The organism is Aquamicrobium sp. (assembly GCF_023954335.1).
Lineage (GTDB): Bacteria > Pseudomonadota > Alphaproteobacteria > Rhizobiales > Rhizobiaceae > Aerobium.
Genome location: NZ_JAMLIE010000001.1, coordinates 589,759 through 605,322, shown reverse-complemented (window position 1 = coordinate 605,322; position 15,564 = coordinate 589,759). Strand labels below are relative to the sequence as shown.

General features: G+C 67.8%; 16 protein-coding genes. 10 read left to right on the top strand and 6 right to left on the bottom strand.

The features are described 5' to 3' along the window. Positions 1-14: 14 nt before the first annotated feature. Positions 15-1,118 (bottom strand): copper-containing nitrite reductase, encoded by a 1,104-nt coding sequence (gene nirK / locus M9945_RS02980; RefSeq protein WP_367943344.1) that lies wholly within the window; start codon positions 1,116-1,118, stop codon positions 15-17. Positions 1,119-1,466: 348 nt separating this feature from the next. Here nirK and M9945_RS02975 point away from each other — a divergent pair, with 348 nt between their 5' ends. Both M9945_RS02975 and M9945_RS02970 read left to right on the top strand, forming a co-directional pair. Then, positions 1,467-2,282, top strand: coding sequence for a tetratricopeptide repeat protein (locus tag M9945_RS02975; protein ID WP_367943343.1), 816 nt, complete (start codon positions 1,467-1,469; stop codon positions 2,280-2,282). 211 nt (positions 2,283-2,493) lie between these two features. Beyond that, on the top strand, positions 2,494-2,658 hold the full coding sequence (locus M9945_RS02970; RefSeq protein ID WP_367943342.1) for a hypothetical protein: 165 nt from the start codon (positions 2,494-2,496) through the stop codon (positions 2,656-2,658). A 21-nt stretch (positions 2,659-2,679) separates the two neighbouring features. Here M9945_RS02970 and M9945_RS02965 read toward each other — a convergent pair whose 3' ends face one another. The 5 genes from M9945_RS02965 to M9945_RS02945 form a co-directional block, all read right to left on the bottom strand. Beyond that, complete coding sequence (locus tag M9945_RS02965; protein WP_367943341.1) at positions 2,680-3,378, bottom strand: tRNA (guanosine(46)-N(7))-methyltransferase TrmB; 699 nt, start codon at positions 3,376-3,378, stop codon at positions 2,680-2,682. A gap of 20 nt (positions 3,379-3,398) precedes the next feature. Beyond that, complete coding sequence (gene metK, locus M9945_RS02960) at positions 3,399-4,646, bottom strand: methionine adenosyltransferase (RefSeq protein ID WP_367931283.1); 1,248 nt, start codon at positions 4,644-4,646, stop codon at positions 3,399-3,401. Positions 4,647-4,810: 164 nt separating this feature from the next. Beyond that, on the bottom strand, positions 4,811-5,215 hold the full coding sequence (locus tag M9945_RS02955; protein ID WP_367931284.1) for a helix-turn-helix domain-containing protein: 405 nt from the start codon (positions 5,213-5,215) through the stop codon (positions 4,811-4,813). 126 nt (positions 5,216-5,341) lie between these two features. Then, positions 5,342-6,931, bottom strand: coding sequence for an apolipoprotein N-acyltransferase (lnt, locus tag M9945_RS02950; RefSeq protein ID WP_367943340.1), 1,590 nt, complete (start codon positions 6,929-6,931; stop codon positions 5,342-5,344). Positions 6,932-7,013: 82 nt separating this feature from the next. After that, complete coding sequence (locus M9945_RS02945) at positions 7,014-7,337, bottom strand: ArsR/SmtB family transcription factor (RefSeq protein ID WP_367943339.1); 324 nt, start codon at positions 7,335-7,337, stop codon at positions 7,014-7,016. A gap of 47 nt (positions 7,338-7,384) precedes the next feature. On the opposite strand from M9945_RS02945, the gene M9945_RS02940 reads away from it, so the two are divergent. From M9945_RS02940 to truB, 8 genes are all read left to right on the top strand, one after another. Next, positions 7,385-7,840 (top strand): SRPBCC family protein, encoded by a 456-nt coding sequence (locus M9945_RS02940; RefSeq protein ID WP_367943338.1) that lies wholly within the window; start codon positions 7,385-7,387, stop codon positions 7,838-7,840. 129 nt (positions 7,841-7,969) lie between these two features. Continuing rightward, entirely contained in the window at positions 7,970-8,596 is a 627-nt protein-coding gene (rimP, locus tag M9945_RS02935; protein ID WP_367943337.1) for a ribosome maturation factor RimP, read from the top strand. A 52-nt stretch (positions 8,597-8,648) separates the two neighbouring features. Further along, positions 8,649-10,253: a transcription termination factor NusA gene (nusA, locus tag M9945_RS02930; protein WP_367943336.1), complete on the top strand. Its 1,605-nt coding sequence runs from the start codon at positions 8,649-8,651 to the stop codon at positions 10,251-10,253. A gap of 74 nt (positions 10,254-10,327) precedes the next feature. Beyond that, entirely contained in the window at positions 10,328-10,993 is a 666-nt protein-coding gene (locus M9945_RS02925) for an RNA-binding protein (RefSeq protein ID WP_367944751.1), read from the top strand. After that, positions 10,990-13,554 carry a translation initiation factor IF-2 gene (gene infB / locus M9945_RS02920; RefSeq protein ID WP_367943335.1) on the top strand — a complete coding sequence of 855 codons (2,565 nt, stop codon included), beginning with the start codon at positions 10,990-10,992 and terminating at the stop codon, positions 13,552-13,554. The genes M9945_RS02925 and infB overlap by 4 nt, the downstream gene beginning before the upstream one ends. A 13-nt stretch (positions 13,555-13,567) precedes the next feature. Next, positions 13,568-14,143, top strand: coding sequence for a YcxB family protein (locus M9945_RS02915; protein WP_367943334.1), 576 nt, complete (start codon positions 13,568-13,570; stop codon positions 14,141-14,143). After that, positions 14,130-14,564: a 30S ribosome-binding factor RbfA gene (rbfA, locus tag M9945_RS02910; RefSeq protein ID WP_367943333.1), complete on the top strand. Its 435-nt coding sequence runs from the start codon at positions 14,130-14,132 to the stop codon at positions 14,562-14,564. Before M9945_RS02915 ends, rbfA begins: the two co-directional genes overlap by 14 nt. Continuing rightward, on the top strand, positions 14,564-15,547 hold the full coding sequence (truB, locus tag M9945_RS02905) for a tRNA pseudouridine(55) synthase TruB (RefSeq protein ID WP_367943332.1): 984 nt from the start codon (positions 14,564-14,566) through the stop codon (positions 15,545-15,547). The genes rbfA and truB overlap by 1 nt, the downstream gene beginning before the upstream one ends. The last annotated feature ends 17 nt before the right edge of the window (positions 15,548-15,564 follow it).

The following is a 15,564-nucleotide window of genomic DNA, read 5'->3' as shown; positions in this document are numbered from 1 at the left end:
CACCCTGATCCCGGTCAGTTGGTCGGGATCGGCCCCGGCGCCTCGACCTGCATCATGAGGTCGTTGTCCCACTCGCCATCGACCACGACGTGGGCGGTGGCGCCGAGCTCTGCGGCCTCGATCAGGTTATGGTTGACGTAGGCGTACACGCCCGGCTGCAGGAAGGTGTAGAGCGCCGCTCCCGCCGAACCGCCGCGGATGAACCAGGTCTCCAGGTCCTTTGCGGGCGGGTTGGCGAACTTGCCTTCTTCCCAGACATAGTCGCCGTGGCCGCCGATCAGGTGGGGCCGGCTGTCGCGGTTGGCCTGCGAGTGGACGAACAGCACCGTCTCGCCGACCTTCGACTTCATGGCGTTGTCGCCCGTCAGCGCGCCGACCCGGCCGTTGAAGACCACATGGGTCGGAACGAGGCCGCGCATGACGTTCATCGTCTCCTCGTAGCTCTCGCCCAGCGAGGCGAACTTGACGAAGTTGCCGTTCTCGTCGCGCGGGATGTAGAACTCGTTCTCGCCGATGTAGTAGACGGTGTCGTACTTGACGAGCTCGCCCTTGTCGTTCTTCAGGCCGTCGCGCGGCAGCACCATGATCGTGCCGCTCATGCCCGAGACGACGTGCCAGGGGATCATGCCTTCCGGCGCGCAGTGATAGACGAAGGTGCCGGTCCGGGTGGCCTTGAAGCGCAGCTTGACCTGCTCGCCCGGCATGATGAAGGTCAGCGCACCGCCGCCCAGCGCGCCCGTGGCGGCATGGAAGTCGATGTTGTGGGCCATCTCGTTGGTTTCGGGGTTGATGAGGGTCAGCTCGACATAGTCGCCCTCATGCACCACCATCATCGGGCCGGGGATGGAGCCGTTGAAGGTCATCGCCTGGAGCTCGGTGCCGTCATTGTCGATGACGACGGGCTTTTCCTCGATGGCCATCGTGAACTCGACGACCTTGGGACCGCCCGTGGCGACCTGCTCGTGAGCATGCACGAAGGGCGGGGCGACCAGGGTCACCTTCTCGCGGGGCAGGTTGGCGACCTCCGCCGCGTTGGCGACCACCTGCATGCCGGGGAGCGCGGCAACGGCGGCAGCAGCGCCGGCAACGCCCAGAAGTGCTTCGCGTCTCGTGAACATGGTCTGTCTCCTTGAATGACCTTGCGTTCGGTTATGAGCGGAATCTAGGAACGATGGCCGAAACGGACTTTGCGCTGGCGCAAAAAGCAAAGGCACAGGTGGCCCGAAGCGCAGGACAGCTTGTCGCATCCGGTGCGAAAAGCGATTATTTCCCATATGGTTAGGTTGGAGGGTGCGACAGATTGAACCTGTTGCAGCGCACATAGCGGCTCCGCTCGCGCCCGTACCGGAGAGGGCTGGCGGCAGGCCACTGGCAACATTAACCGTCCGTTAGGGTTAACGGAATATTGCTCTTTGCCGATGCACCCGCCCTGCGCGGAACGCATCCCGGAAGGAGACGCCAAGCCGATGACCAGCAGACGCACCGCCAAGACGAGCGCAAAACGGGCGACGATTGCCGCGCTCGCGGTGCTGGCCGCCCTCTCGGTCGCCGGCTGCGCCGGCAAGGACCGCATGAGCACCGGCTCGGTCAGCCGCGATGGCTCGCGTTCGCTCAATTCGCTTTCCGGGCCGGCGCTGACGTCCAGCACCGACGCGCTCGGCCGCGCCTATTCCAAGAACCCCAAGGACGCCGCCACGGCCATGCGCTATGCCGAGGCGTTGCAGATGAGCGGGCGCAGCGACCAGGCGCTGGCGGTGATGCGCAAGCTCGCCATCGATTTCCCAAAGGAGCGCCAGGTGCTGGCAGGCTACGGCAAGGCGCTGGCCGCTGCCGGCGAGCTGGAGCCGGCGCTCGACGCGGTGCGCCGGGCGCAGACCCCCGAATATCCCGACTGGAAGCTGGTTTCGGCGGAAGCCGCCATTCTCGACCAGCTCGGCCAGCAGGACGAGGCGCGCAGGCTCTACGGCCGGGCGCTGGAGCTGAAGCCGGGCGAGCCGTCGGTCCTGTCCAATCTCGGCATGTCGCACCTGCTCGGCGGCGACCTCAAGCAGGCGGAGCACTATCTGCGGCAGGCGGTGCAGACGCCCGGCGCCGACAGCCGCGTGCGCCAGAACCTCGCGCTCGTCGTCGGGTTGCAGGGGCGCTTCAAGGAAGCCGAGGAGATCGCCACCCGCGAGCTGCCCACCGACCAGGCGCAGGCGAATGTCGCCTATCTGCGCTCGATGCTGGCCCAGCAGAACACCTGGAGCCAGATCCGCGAGGAAGAGCGCAACACCAACTGACGGCCAGAGCAATTCCAGGAAAAGTGTGCAGCACTTTTCCGTCCGGAATTGCGTAAAAACAAAGAGATAGACCGTTTCCGCTGAAATCTGAAACGGTTTAGCCCGAACGGGCAAGCCTGCGGCAGGTTGCCGCCATAGCGCACGTACTACTGGAAAATCCGCCTTCGTCTTCCCATTTATGCTGCGTTGCACAATGCGAAAGGCGACGACCATGTCCTCCAGAAGAATCGCCAGCGGTTTCAACGCTTTCATCAATGTCGTCGGCAGCGCCCTGGCCGTCTCGGCGGCGACGCGCCAGTACAGGCAGCCGGGCGACAAGGATCTGAAGCGTCTCGGCATCGATCCCGACCAGTTCCACGGCATCCGCCGCTACTGAGCCGGCAAAATTTTTGACGCCTTATCGGCGCAGGAAGGTCAGATAGGCCGGGGTGCGGCCTTCGCGCAGCGCCTTGGCCTCGTAGCGCGTTCCGGGCCAGCCCTCATAGGGCACGCGCCAGTCTTCGGCCGAGCGCGCCTGCCACTCGAAGCCGCCATGCCCCCGGCAGGCGAGCAGCGTCGAGTTCACATAGGTATCGATGTCGGAGGCGAAGCGGAACCGTGAGCCGGCTTTCAACACGCGCGCGAAGCGGGCGAGGTTGACCGGGCTGACGAAGCGCCGCTTCCAGTGCCGCTTCTTCGGCCACGGGTCGGGATAGAACAGGTCGATCCCGTCGAGCGAGGCGTCCGGCAGCCAGTCGAGCAGGCGGGTGGCGTCGTCGTCGTAGAGCCTAATATTGGCGCGCGGCGCCTCGTCGAGCCGCGACAGGAACTTCGCCATGCCGTTGACGAAGGGCTCGACGCCGATGAACCCGGTGCCCGGGAACCGTCCGGCCTCGTGATGGAGATGCTCGCCGCCGCCGAAGCCGATCTCCAGCCGCACGCCGTCGACCGGAACCGAAAACAGCGTCCCCAAGTCGGCCGGCGCGGGCTGCGTCAGATCGAGCTTCAAGGCAGGCAGGAGGAGCCCGGCCGTCTCGGCCTGCGCCGGGCGCAGGGTCTTGCCCCGGCGGCGACCGAAGAAAGCCTCGGTCGAGCGTTTCCGGCGTTCTTCGCTCATGCCCGGCCCGTTCGCTCCGTTCAGGCGGCGGCGATCGCCTGCTTCAGCGCCTTGGTCAGATCCGTCTTCTCCCACGAGAACGAGCCGTCGCGGCCCGGCTTGCGGCCGAAATGGCCGTAAGCGGCGGTCCGGGCGTAGATCGGCTTGTTCAGGTCGAGGTGGCGGCGGATGCCGGAGGGCGACAGGTCCATCACCTTGCGCAGCGCCTTCTCGACCTGCTCCTCCGTCACGCGCTTGCCGGTGCCGTGCAGGTCGACATAGACCGACAGCGGCTGGGCGACGCCGATGGCGTAGGCGAGCTGGATGGTGCAGCGATCGGCAAGGCCGGCCGCGACCACGTTCTTGGCGAGGTAGCGCGCGGCATAGGCCGCCGAGCGGTCGACCTTGGTCGTGTCCTTGCCGGAAAAGGCGCCGCCGCCATGCGGGGCCGCGCCGCCATAGGTGTCGACGATGATCTTGCGCCCCGTGAGGCCGGAATCGCCGTCCGGGCCGCCGATGACGAACTTGCCGGTCGGGTTGATGTACCAGTTGCAGTCGTCGGCGATCTTCAGGTCGCCGAGCGCCTCGCGCACATAGGGCTCGACGACGGAGCGCACCTTGGCCGAATCCCAGCTCTCGTCGAGATGCTGGGTCGAGACGACGATGGAGGTCGCCTCCGCGGCCTTGCCGTCGACATAGCGCACCGTCACCTGGCTCTTGGCGTCGGGGCCGAGCTTGCCGGCGTCGCCCTCGCCCTTGTGGCGGGCGGCCGAGAGCAGCTCGAGGATGCGGTGGCTGTAATAGAGCGGCGCCGGCATCAGGTCCGGCGTCTCGTTGCAGGCATAGCCGAACATGATGCCCTGGTCGCCCGCGCCTTCCTCGCCCTGCCGGTCGGCGGCGTTGTCGACGCCCTGGGCGATGTCGGCCGACTGGGGATGGAGCAGGACGTCGATCTTGGCGGTCTTCCAGTGGAAGCCGTCCTGCTGGTAGCCGATGTCGCGGATCGCCTTGCGCGCAACCGACTTGAACTTGGCCGGGTTGATGACCTTCTCGCCGTTCCTGCCGGTCTTCAGCAGCGAATCCGGCACGCGCACCTCGCCGGCGATGACGACGCGATTCGTGGTCGCCAGCGTCTCGGCCGCCACGCGCACCGTCCACGGGTCGGTGCCGGTCCGTTTGGCCTCGCGATAGACCAGATCGACGATCTCGTCGGAAATCCGGTCGCACACCTTGTCGGGGTGGCCTTCGGAAACGGATTCGCTGGTGAAAAGGTAGTCGCTGCGAGACACGGGCATCCCCTCATGAAAAAGGCCGGCACCCCCGACCATCGCGCAGCTAGTTATCTGTCGGCGGCTTGGGCCGTCAAGCAAACAGGCATTCGCAAAAAGGGAAAAACGCGAAAATGCTCCCGGCTGGAGCCGGGGTCACGCGCGCGGCCGTCCCGCCGCGTCCGTCACTCGTCGTCGGCGAGCGTGCGCACGAGGTCGATGATCCGGCGGCGTACCTTCGGGTCGCCGATCCGCGCGAAGGCGCGGTTCAGGAGCAGCCCCTCGGTGCTGGAGAGGAAATCGACGACGAAGGCGGTCTGGCTGTCCTCGGCGAAGCCTTCGGAGGGCCCTTCCCCCGGCGCGCCCTCGAAGAAATAGGAGACGGGAACCTCGAGGAACGAGGCGATCGCCTGCAGGCGGCTGGCGCCGACGCGGTTGGTGCCCTTCTCGTATTTCTGGATCTGCTGGAAGGTGATGCCGAGATGCTCGCCCAGCTTTTCCTGGCTCATGCCGACCATGTTGCGGCGCAGGCGGATGCGCCCGCCCACATGCACGTCGATCGGATTGGGCTTCTTCTTGCTTTCCGTCATGGTTTCCTCGCCGTCGCCCAGCCACGAACCGCCTGATCGGCCCTTTCGCCGGGACGGTTGCCGGATTCGCCCCCCGACGGTCCAGCATGTCGAATCCCGCAGGAAACGCGGCTGCACTATGAGTATCTAATATATACCTGTCAATCCGCGACGTCCCGCGGCGTGAAAACCGACGCCGGCCCACAGCACCAGGACGGCGAGGATGCCGATGCCGGCAAGGTCGGGCCGGCCCGGCGCCGTCAGCCGCTGGCGGGGCACGGCGACGTCGAGCGCGCCGACCGCGTCGAGCGCGAAGGCGTCGACGATCCTGCCATAGGCGTCCACCACGGCGGAAATGCCGTTGTTGCCCGCCCGCACCAGCGGCCGCCCGGCCTCGACCGCGCGGATCTGCGCCTGCCGGAAATGCTGGTAGGGACCCGGCGTGTTGCCGAACCAGGCGTCGTTGGTGACGTTGAGAATGAAGTCGGCCTCGGTGTCGCCATAGCCGGCCATGCCCGGGAAGATGATCTCGTAGCAGATGAAGGGCAGCGCCGTCGGGCCGGCCGGCGTGGCGAGGAGCGGCCGGTGGCTGCCGGCGGTGAAGGCGGAAACCGAGCGCACCAGCTTCTCCACGCCGATGCGCGACAACAGATCCGCGAGCGGCATGAACTCGCCGAACGGCACCAGCCATATCTTGTCGGCGGCATCGACGATCTCGCCGTCGTCGCCGATGGCGACGATGGCGTTGTAGTAGCGCGCGTCGGCCCGCTCGCCCTCGACCCGCACCGAGCCGGCGAACAGCGTCTGGCCCTCGCCCACCAGTTCCGCCAGCGCGACCAGCGCCTCCGGCCGGTCGGACAGGACGAAGGGGATCGCCGTTTCCGGCCAGACGATCAGGTCGGGGGCGGCGGCGCCCTCGCGCGGCGGGCGCGCCGACAGCTCAAGCAGCGTGGCGAAGATGCGCTCGCGCACGGCAGCGTCCCATTTCTCGGCCTGCGAGATCGAGGGCTGGACGATCCGGACCTCGAGGAGCGTTTCGGGCGCGGCGTCCGCGCCGTTGAGGCGCCAGGCGCCGTAGCCGAGGTGGAGCGCGACGGCGAGGGCGGCGACAGCGAAAGCCGGGACGCGGCCGCGCGCGGACACGAGCAGCGCCGGCGCGGCGAAGATGAAGACGGCGAGCGCGTTGATGCCGGGCATCGACACGGCGCTCGCCGACTGCATCATCAGCGGCACCGGCATCGCCGCCTGGCCGATGGCGTTCCACGGAAACCCGGTCAGGACGAAGCCGCGCAGCCACTCGGCGACGGCGAAGCCGGCGGCGAGCGCGGCGATGCGCCCTGCCCCGTCGCTCCACAGCAGGCGGGCGAGGAAGACGGCGAGGCCGTAGAAGAGCGCGAGCAGCGCCGGCAGGCCGAGGACGGCGAGCGGCAGCGCCCACGCGAACAGCTCGGCCTCGACGAGGAGCGCGGCGCCCGTCCACCACAGGCCGGCGAGGAAATAGCCGAAGCCGAACCACCAGCCGATGGCGAAGGGGCGCAGCATGCGCCGCGCCAGCCGCTCGCCCGGCTGGCTGGCCGCGCCGTCGATCAGCCAGACCAGAACCGGAAAGGAGACGAAGCAGGCGGCGAAGAAATCGACGGGCGGCTGGGCGAGCGCCGCGAACGCGCCGGCGCAGAGGGCCGCCAGCGCGCGGCGCCATCCCCACAGCAATATCACCCTGCCGGCAAGGCGCTCCATCCCGTCCCCGGATCGTGTTTTCGCGAATCAGCCCGGATGCTGTTCTAGCAGCGGCCGGGGCCGGCTCCAAACGCGTGGACGGTCAATCTTCGAGGTCGGTCTTCAGCCGATCGAGCATGTCGACGGCCCGCGCGGCGTAGGGGCCGATCCAGCGGTCGTGGATATGCTTGATCGGCAGGGGATTGAGATGGTTCCACCGCGCGCGCCCCTTGCGATGGACGATCACCAGATCCGCCTCCTCCAGCACCTTGAGATGCTGCATCACGGTGCAGCGGTCGATTGCCGGGAAAGCGGCGCACAGCTCGCCGGTCATACGCGGCCGGTCCCTGAGCGCGTCGAGGATCGCACGGCGCAGCGGTGCCGCCAACGCCCTGAAAACCCTGTCCGAATCATCGTCGCTTGACATGTTATATTTTTATAACATGATATCGCCGTCAACAAGGAGGCGGCATCATGGAGTTGAAGTTCACAGTGTCCGGCCGGATCGCCAAGCCGGTAGCCGAGGTGTTCGAGGCGGTCGTCGATCCGGAGCAACTGTCGCGCTACTTCACCACGGGCGGGGCGCGCGGCCGGCTCGAGACGGGCGCGACCGTCCATTGGGACTTCCACGACTTTCCCGGCGCCTTCCCGGTCGAGGTGGTCGAGGTCGAGAAGGACCGGCGGATCGTGCTGCGCTGGGAGGCGGAGGCGGGAACGGCGGCGGAAGGCACCTTCACCACCGTGACGATGACCTTCGAGCCGACAGGCGACGGACGCACCCTCGTCACCATCGCCGAACAAGGCTGGCGCGACACCGATGCGGGCCTCAAGGCGTCGTACGGCAATTGCCAGGGCTGGATGCAGATGCTGTGCGCGCTCAAGGCGCATGCGGAATACGGCATCAACCTGCGCGAGGGCATGTTCAAGTAGGCGCGGCCTGCCCGGCACCTTGATAAGTTCCTCACCTTCCTCTATATCAGCTTCAAATTCTTGGTCGGTACGGCGAAGAGTGGGTCCACCCGGTCCCGCTCTTTTTTGTTACCGCGAGACGGAGACGAGATGACAGAACCCCTTGCCGGCGACGACCGCATCATCCGCGAGACGGGCCTCGACGCGCGCATCGCCGGCATCGTGCGCCCGGTGCTGGCGGCGTCCGGCTTCCGGCTGGTGCGGGTGCGGCTGACCGGCCAGAACGGGCTGACGCTGCAGATCATGGCCGAGCGCGAGGACGGAACGATGGACGTCGAGGGCTGCGAGGAAGCCAGCCGCGCCGTCTCGCCGGCGCTCGATGTGGAAGATCCGATCGACAAGGCGTATCATCTGGAAATCTCCTCGCCGGGCATCGACCGGCCGCTGGTGCGCAAGGGCGACTTCGCCGCCGCGATCGGCCACCTCGCCAAGCTGGAGACCACGCTTCCGGTCGAGGAGCGCCGCCGCTTCCGCGGCATCATCCTCGGCGCCGACGACGAGAGCGTCACCATCGAGCGGGACCAGGCGGCCTATGGCGAGGGGCCGAACGTCAAGGTGCCGTTCGACGTGCTCGCCGAGGCGAAGCTGATCCTGACGGACGAGCTGATCCGCGAGGCGCTGCGGCGCGACAAGGAATTGCGGCGGGCCGCCGGTGACGGTGACGCCGAAGACGATGCCGAAGACGGCACCGGCGAGACCACCGAAAAACCAAACTGAACCGGATGCCCGGCGAGGCGCCGGGAACCTGCCTCACCTCAGGGAGACCAAGATGGCAGTGAGTGCAAACAGGCTCGAGCTTCTGCAGATCGCCGATGCGGTCGCGCGCGAGAAGGCGATCGACAAGTCCATCGTGATCGCCGCGATGGCCGACTCGATCCAGAAGGCGGCGCGCTCGCGCTACGGCCAGGAGACCAACATCCGCGCCGACATCAACGCCCAGACCGGCGAGATGAAGCTCCAGCGCCTGCTCGAGGTGGTCGAGACCGTCGAAGAGCACGCGCGCGAGATCTCGCTCGCCGACGCGCGGCTGCGCAACCCGGACGCGCAGGTCGGCGACTTCATCGCCGAGCAGCTGCCGCCGATGGATTTCGGCCGCATCGCCGCCCAGTCGGCCAAGCAGGTCATCGTCCAGAAGGTGCGCGAGGCCGAGCGCGACCGCCAGTACGACGAGTACAGGGACCGCGTCGGCGAGATCGTCAACGGCACGGTCAAGCGCGTCGAATATGGCAACGTCGTCGTCGATCTCGGCCGCGGCGAGGGCATCATCCGCCGCGACGAGCTGATCCCGCGCGAGAACTTCAAGTATGGCGACCGCGTGCGCGCCTATGTCTACGACGTGCGCCGCGAGCAGCGGGGCCCGCAGATCTTCCTGTCGCGCACCCATCCGCAGTTCATGGCGAAGCTGTTCACCATGGAAGTGCCGGAAATCTACGACGGCATCATCGAGATCAAGTCGGTGGCCCGCGATCCGGGCTCGCGCGCCAAGATCGCGGTGATTTCCCGCGACTCCTCCATCGACCCCGTCGGCGCCTGCGTCGGCATGCGCGGCAGCCGCGTCCAGGCGGTGGTGGCCGAGCTCCAGGGCGAGAAGATCGACATCATCCCCTGGAACGACAACGCCGCCTCCTTCATCGTCAACGCGCTACAGCCGGCCGAAGTCGCCAAGGTGGTGCTCGACGAGGACGCCGAGCGCATCGAGGTGGTGGTGCCGGACGACCAGCTCTCGCTCGCCATCGGCCGGCGCGGCCAGAACGTGCGCCTCGCCTCGCAGCTCACCGGCTGGGACATCGACATCCTGACCGAGCAGGAGGAGAGCGAGCGCCGGCAGAAGGAGTTCGTCGAGCGCTCGAACCTGTTCATGGACGCGCTCAACGTCGACGAGATGGTCGGCCAGGTGCTGGCCTCGGAAGGCTTCACCTCGGTCGAGGAAGTGGCCTATGTCGAGTCGGACGAGATCTCCTCGATCGACGGCTTCGACGAGGACACCGCGACCGAGATCCAGATGCGGGCGCGCGAATATCTCGAGCGCATCGAGGCCGAGCAGGACGCCAGGCGCCGCGAGCTCGGCGTCGAGGACGAGCTGCGCGAGCTTCCGGGCATCACAACCGCGATGATGGTGGCGCTCGGCGAGGACGGCGTGAAGACGGTCGAGGACTTCGCCGGCTACGCGGTCGACGACCTCGTCGGCTGGAAGGAGCGCAAGGACGGCGAGACCAAGTTCTTCCCCGGCGTGCTGGCCGATTTCGGCATCTCGCGCACCGAGGCCGAGCAGATGGTCGTGGCCGCCCGCCTGAAGATGGGCTGGATTTCCGAGGACGACCTCGTCGCCGACGAGGAAGAGGAAGAGCCGGCAGAGGACACGGCCGAAGCATGATCGTGCTTCGGACATGATCGTGCTCCGGACTGGCAACGCCGCGCGCGGCACCGCAGGGAACGCATTTGGACGAAATGAGCGAACGCACATGCATCGTGACGCGCCGCGCCGGCGAGCCGGAAGGCTTGCTGCGCTTCGTGGCGTCGCCCGACATGGCGGTCGTTCCCGACCTGAAGCGCAACCTGCCGGGGCGCGGCTGCTGGGTCACGGCTGAACGCGGCCACGTCGACCAGGCGGCGCGGAAGAACCTCTTCGCCCGCGCCCTGAAAGCCAAGGTGACGCCGCCGGACGATCTGGGCGGGATGGTCGACAGGCTGCTGGCGCAGAGCGCGCTGGGCAGCCTCGGCCTTGCCCGCAAGGCGGGCCAGGTCGCGCTCGGCGCGGCCAAGGTCGATGCCGCCGTGCGCTCGGGCAAGGCCCTTTTCGTCCTGCACGCCGCGGAAGCCTCGCCGGACGGGGTCCGCAAGATCGATCAGGCCCGCCGCGCCACGGTGCATCTCGGCGGGCCGGCCACCCCCGCCTACAAACTCTTTTCGGAGGCCGAATTGGGTTTGGCATTGGGTGGCACAAATGTGATACATGCTGCCGTGCTTGCGCATGACGCGGGCAGGGCGGTATTGAAGCCCGTGGTGGCGCTTGACCGTTACAGGGGCGGCTCCCCTGACGACCGAATGATTGGCGACCGGACGATTGTTGCGGCAACCGGCGTATGCGACGACGCCGCAGAGGACATGGAATGAGCGATACCAAGGACGACAAGACGCTGAGCGTCAACACGAAGAAGACGCTGACGCTGAAGCGGCCCGGAGTTGAGCAGGGCACCGTGCGGCAGAACTTTTCGCATGGACGCACCAAGGCCGTCGTCGTCGAGACCAAGAAGCGCAAGTTCGCGCTGCCCGGCGAGAAACAGGAGACGCCGCCGCCCGCGGTGACGCTGAAGCCGCGCGCGCCGCAGCCGGCCGCGCCACGGCCCGCCGCGCCTGCAGCGCCCCGCCCCGAAGCGCCGTCCTCGCGCTCCGGCATGGTGCTGAACGAATTGTCGACCGAGGAGATGGAGGCGCGCCGCCGCGCACTTCAGGACTCCAAGGTGCGCGAGGTCGAGGAGCGCAAGCGCGCCGCCGAGGACGCGCAGCGCCGCGCCGAGGAAGACGAGCGCCGCCGCCGCGAGCGCGAGGAATCCGCGCGCCGTCAGGCCGAGGAGGAAGCGCGCCTTCAGGCCGAGGCCGAGGCCCGCCGCCGCGCCGAGCAGGAAGCCCAGCGCCGCGCGCCCGCCGAGGAAAAGAAGGTCGTGACCGCGGCTGCGGCCGAAGACGAGGAAGAGAAGCCGCGCGGCGGCAGCGCCGTCCGCCGCGGCCCGGTCAAGCCGGAAGTGCCCGCGCCCAAGCCGGTCAAGGCCAAGGGCGAGGAAGAGCGCCGCCGCGGCAAGCTGACGCTGACCTCCGCGCTGTCCGACGAGGAGGCGCGCGGCCGCTCGCTGTCGTCGATGCGCCGCCGGCAGGAGAAGTTCAAGCGCTCGCTGCACAACGAGCCGCGCGAGAAGATTTCGCGCGAGGTCGTGCTGCCGGAGACGATCACCATCCAGGAGCTGGCCAACCGCATGGCCGAGCGCGCCGTCGACATCGTCAAGTTCTTCATGAAGCAGGGCCAGATGATGAAGCCCGGCGACGTGATCGACGCCGACACCGCCGAGCTGGTGGCGTCCGAGTTCGGCCACACGGTCAAGCGCGTCGCCGAGTCCGACGTCGAGGAAGGCCTGTTCGACATCGTCGACCGGGAAGAGGACCGCCTGCCGCGTCCGCCCGTCGTCACCATCATGGGCCATGTCGACCACGGCAAGACCTCGCTGCTCGACGCCATCCGCGATGCCAATGTCGTGGCCGGCGAGCATGGCGGCATCACCCAGCATATCGGCGCCTATCAGGTCGAGCAGAACGGGCAGAAGATCACCTTCATCGATACGCCCGGCCACGCCGCCTTCACCGCCATGCGCGCCCGCGGCGCGCAGGCCACCGACATCGCCATCCTGGTGGTGGCGGCCGACGACAGCGTGATGCCGCAGACCATCGAGTCGATCAGCCACGCCAAGGCGGCCGGGGTGCCGATCATCGTCGCCATCAACAAGATCGACAAGCCGACGGCCGACGCGCAGAAGGTGCGCACCCAGCTGCTCCAGCACGAGGTGTTCGTCGAATCCATGGGCGGCGAGGTGCTCGACGTCGAGGTGTCGGCCAAGAACCGCACCAATCTCGACAAGCTGCTCGAGGCGATCCTGCTGCAGGCCGAAATCCTCGACCTGAAGGCCAACCCCGACCGCACGGCCGAGGGCGTGGTCATCGAGGCCAAGCTCGACAAGGGCCGCGGCCCGGTGGCGACCGTGCTCGTCCAGACCGGCACGCTCAAGCCCGGCGACATCATCGTCGCCGGCAAGGAGTGGGGCCGCGTGCGCGCGCTGGTCAACGACCGGAGCGAGCAGGTCAAGGACGCGCCGCCGTCGATGCCGGTCGAGATCCTCGGCCTGCAAGGCACGCCGCAGGCCGGCGACCGCTTCGCCGTGGTCGAGAACGAGGCCCGCGCCCGCGAGATCGCGGAATATCGCCAGCGGCTTGCCCGCGAGAAGGCCGTGGCCCGCCAGGCCGGCCAGCGCGGCTCGCTCGAGCAGATGATGTCGCAGCTGCAGACCGCCGGGCTCAAGGAGTTTCCGCTGGTCATCAAGGGCGACGTGCAGGGCTCGATCGAGGCCATCGTCACCGCGCTCGACAAGCTCGGCACCGACGAGGTGCGCGCGCGCATCGTCCATTCGGGCGCCGGCGCGATCACCGAGAGCGACGTGTCGCTGGCCGAGACCTCCGGCGCGGCGATCATCGGCTTCAACGTGCGCGCCAACAAGCAGGCGCGCGACGCGGCCGAGGTCGCGGGCATCGAGATCCGCTACTACAACATCATCTACGACCTGGTGGACGACATAAAGGCGGCGATGTCCGGCCTCTTGTCGCCCGAGCGCCGCGAGACCTTCCTCGGCAACGCCGAGATCCTCGAGGTGTTCAACATCACCAAGGTCGGCAAGGTGGCGGGCTGCCGCGTCACGGAAGGCAAGATGGAGCGCGGCGCGGGCGTGCGCCTGATCCGCGACAACGTCGTCATCCACGAGGGCACGCTGAAGACGCTGAAGCGCTTCAAGGACGAGGTCTCGGAGGTGCCGGTCGGCCAGGAATGCGGCATGGCCTTCGCCAATTACGAGGACATCCGCGCCGGCGACATCATCGAGGCCTACCGCGTCGAGATGGTGTCGCGCTCGCTGTAGACGGAGCCGGGCCATGACGGGTGAAGCTGGCCCCGGCCTCCGGGGTCAGGAGCGTTTCGAGTTCGCATACGAGCTGGAACCGGGCGATTTCACGGCATTGATCGCCAGTCAGCAGGCTGCGATGAGAGCAGGCAGGAAGCCGCCCTCGCCGTCGCGTTTCTTCGCCGGCATGCTGCTGTGGCTGATGCTCGTCGCGGGGCTTGTCGCGCTGCAGCGCCTTGGAATCCTGGACTCCCGGGAGATGGCGGTCTTCGTCGTGGGGGTGCTGGTCGGCGGAGGGGCCATCGTGGCGTACCAGCGATGGTTCTATCTGAGGACGTACCCGCGAAGGTTGATCGAGCTCAACCGGCTGGTCGGCCGGCCGCAGGACCTGCTGGTCGACCCGACCGGCCTGCGTACGCGCATTCCCGGCAGCGCGGCGCACTACGAATGGACGGCGGTCGAGCGCATCGACGACATCTGCGGATGTGTTCTTTTCTGGGTCAGCGGCCTGACGGCGGTGATCGTGCCCGACCGGGTCTTCAAGGAGCCCGCGCAACGAAACGCGTTCCTCGCGGCAACAAGGGAGTGGGCCGATGTCAAGACCTAGCGGCGGCGGTTCGGGGCCGTCCCAGCGCCAGCTTCGCGTCGGCGAGCAGGTGCGCCATGCCCTGACCGAGGCGCTCCAGCGCGGCGAGGTGCGCGACGAGGCGCTGGAGGCCGTACTCGTCTCGGTCTCGGAAGTGCGCATGTCGCCGGACCTGAAGATCGCCACCGTCTTCGTCTCGCTGATCGGCGAGGCCCCGGGCTCGCAGGGCGAGCAGGCCATCATCAAGGCGCTGGCGCGCAACGCGAAATTCATCCGCGGCCGGGTCTCGGGCGCGCTGAGGCAATTGAAGTACATGCCGGAATTCCGCTTCCGGCCCGACACCAGCTACGACAACATGGCCCGCATCGACGAGCTCCTACGCTCCCCGCAAGTGGCGCGCGACCTCGATGCCGACGACGCCGACGGAGAGAAAGAAGACTGATGGCCCGCCACCAGCGCAAGAAGAAGGGCCGGCCGGTTTCCGGCTGGCTGGTGTTCGACAAGCCGAAGGGCATGGGCTCGACCGACGCCGTCTCGAAGATCAAGTGGCTCTACGGCGCGGAAAAGGCGGGGCATGCCGGCACGCTCGACCCGCTCGCCTCGGGCATGCTGCCGATCGCGTTGGGCGAAGCCACCAAGACCGTTCCTTACGTGCAGGACGGGGCCAAGGTCTACCGCTTCGCCGTCACCTGGGGGCAGGAGCGCACCACCGACGACCTCGAGGGCGAGGTGACGAAGACCTCGGACCTGCGCCCTGGCGAGGCTGAGATTCGCGCCGCGATGCCGAAGTATACCGGCGTCATCATGCAGGTGCCGCCGCAGTTCTCGGCCATCAAGATCGCCGGCGAGCGCGCCTACGACCTCGCCCGCGAGGGCGAGACGGTGGAGATTCCGGCGCGCGAGGTCGAGATCGGCCGGTTCGACCTGATCGAGATGCCCGACGCCGACACCGCCGTATTCGAGATCGAGTGCGGCAAGGGCACCTATGTCCGCTCGCTGGCGCGCGACATGGGCCGCGACCTCGGCTGCTACGGCCACATTTCCGAGCTGCGCCGCACCGAGGTCTTCCCGTTCACGCCCGAGGACTTCGTCACGCTTCCCGAGCTCGAGCAGGCGGCGACGCCGGTCTCCCCGCCAATGTCGGAAGAGGGGCAGGAAGAGCGCAAGCCGCGCCCCGGCCCGGCCGAATGGGCGGCGCTCGACGCGCTGCTGCTCGACACCGGCGCCGGCCTCGATTGCCTGCCGCAGGTCACGGTCAGCGACGACACCGCGGCGCGCATCCGGCTCGGCAACCCCGTGATCGTGCGCGGCCGCGACGCGCCGGTCGAGGCGGACGAGGCATGCGCCTTCGCCCATGGAAGGCTGGTGGCGATCGGCGCGATCGAGGCGGGCATGTTCAGACCCAAGCGCGTTTTCGCGGGCTAGAGCATTTTGCAGTCAGA

Coding starts and splice junctions, on each gene's coding strand:
- nirK (WP_367943344.1), bottom strand. CDS start 1,118: ATGTTCACGAGACGCGAAGCACTTCTGGGCGTTGCCGGCGCTGCTGCC.
- M9945_RS02975 (WP_367943343.1), top strand. CDS start 1,467: ATGACCAGCAGACGCACCGCCAAGACGAGCGCAAAACGGGCGACGATT.
- M9945_RS02970 (WP_367943342.1), top strand. CDS start 2,494: ATGTCCTCCAGAAGAATCGCCAGCGGTTTCAACGCTTTCATCAATGTC.
- M9945_RS02965 (WP_367943341.1), bottom strand. CDS start 3,378: ATGAGCGAAGAACGCCGGAAACGCTCGACCGAGGCTTTCTTCGGTCGC.
- M9945_RS02955 (WP_367931284.1), bottom strand. CDS start 5,215: ATGACGGAAAGCAAGAAGAAGCCCAATCCGATCGACGTGCATGTGGGC.
- lnt (WP_367943340.1), bottom strand. CDS start 6,931: ATGGAGCGCCTTGCCGGCAGGGTGATATTGCTGTGGGGATGGCGCCGC.
- M9945_RS02945 (WP_367943339.1), bottom strand. CDS start 7,337: ATGTCAAGCGACGATGATTCGGACAGGGTTTTCAGGGCGTTGGCGGCA.
- M9945_RS02940 (WP_367943338.1), top strand. CDS start 7,385: ATGGAGTTGAAGTTCACAGTGTCCGGCCGGATCGCCAAGCCGGTAGCC.
- rimP (WP_367943337.1), top strand. CDS start 7,970: ATGACAGAACCCCTTGCCGGCGACGACCGCATCATCCGCGAGACGGGC.
- nusA (WP_367943336.1), top strand. CDS start 8,649: ATGGCAGTGAGTGCAAACAGGCTCGAGCTTCTGCAGATCGCCGATGCG.
- M9945_RS02925 (WP_367944751.1), top strand. CDS start 10,328: ATGAGCGAACGCACATGCATCGTGACGCGCCGCGCCGGCGAGCCGGAA.
- infB (WP_367943335.1), top strand. CDS start 10,990: ATGAGCGATACCAAGGACGACAAGACGCTGAGCGTCAACACGAAGAAG.
- M9945_RS02915 (WP_367943334.1), top strand. CDS start 13,568: ATGACGGGTGAAGCTGGCCCCGGCCTCCGGGGTCAGGAGCGTTTCGAG.
- rbfA (WP_367943333.1), top strand. CDS start 14,130: ATGTCAAGACCTAGCGGCGGCGGTTCGGGGCCGTCCCAGCGCCAGCTT.
- truB (WP_367943332.1), top strand. CDS start 14,564: ATGGCCCGCCACCAGCGCAAGAAGAAGGGCCGGCCGGTTTCCGGCTGG.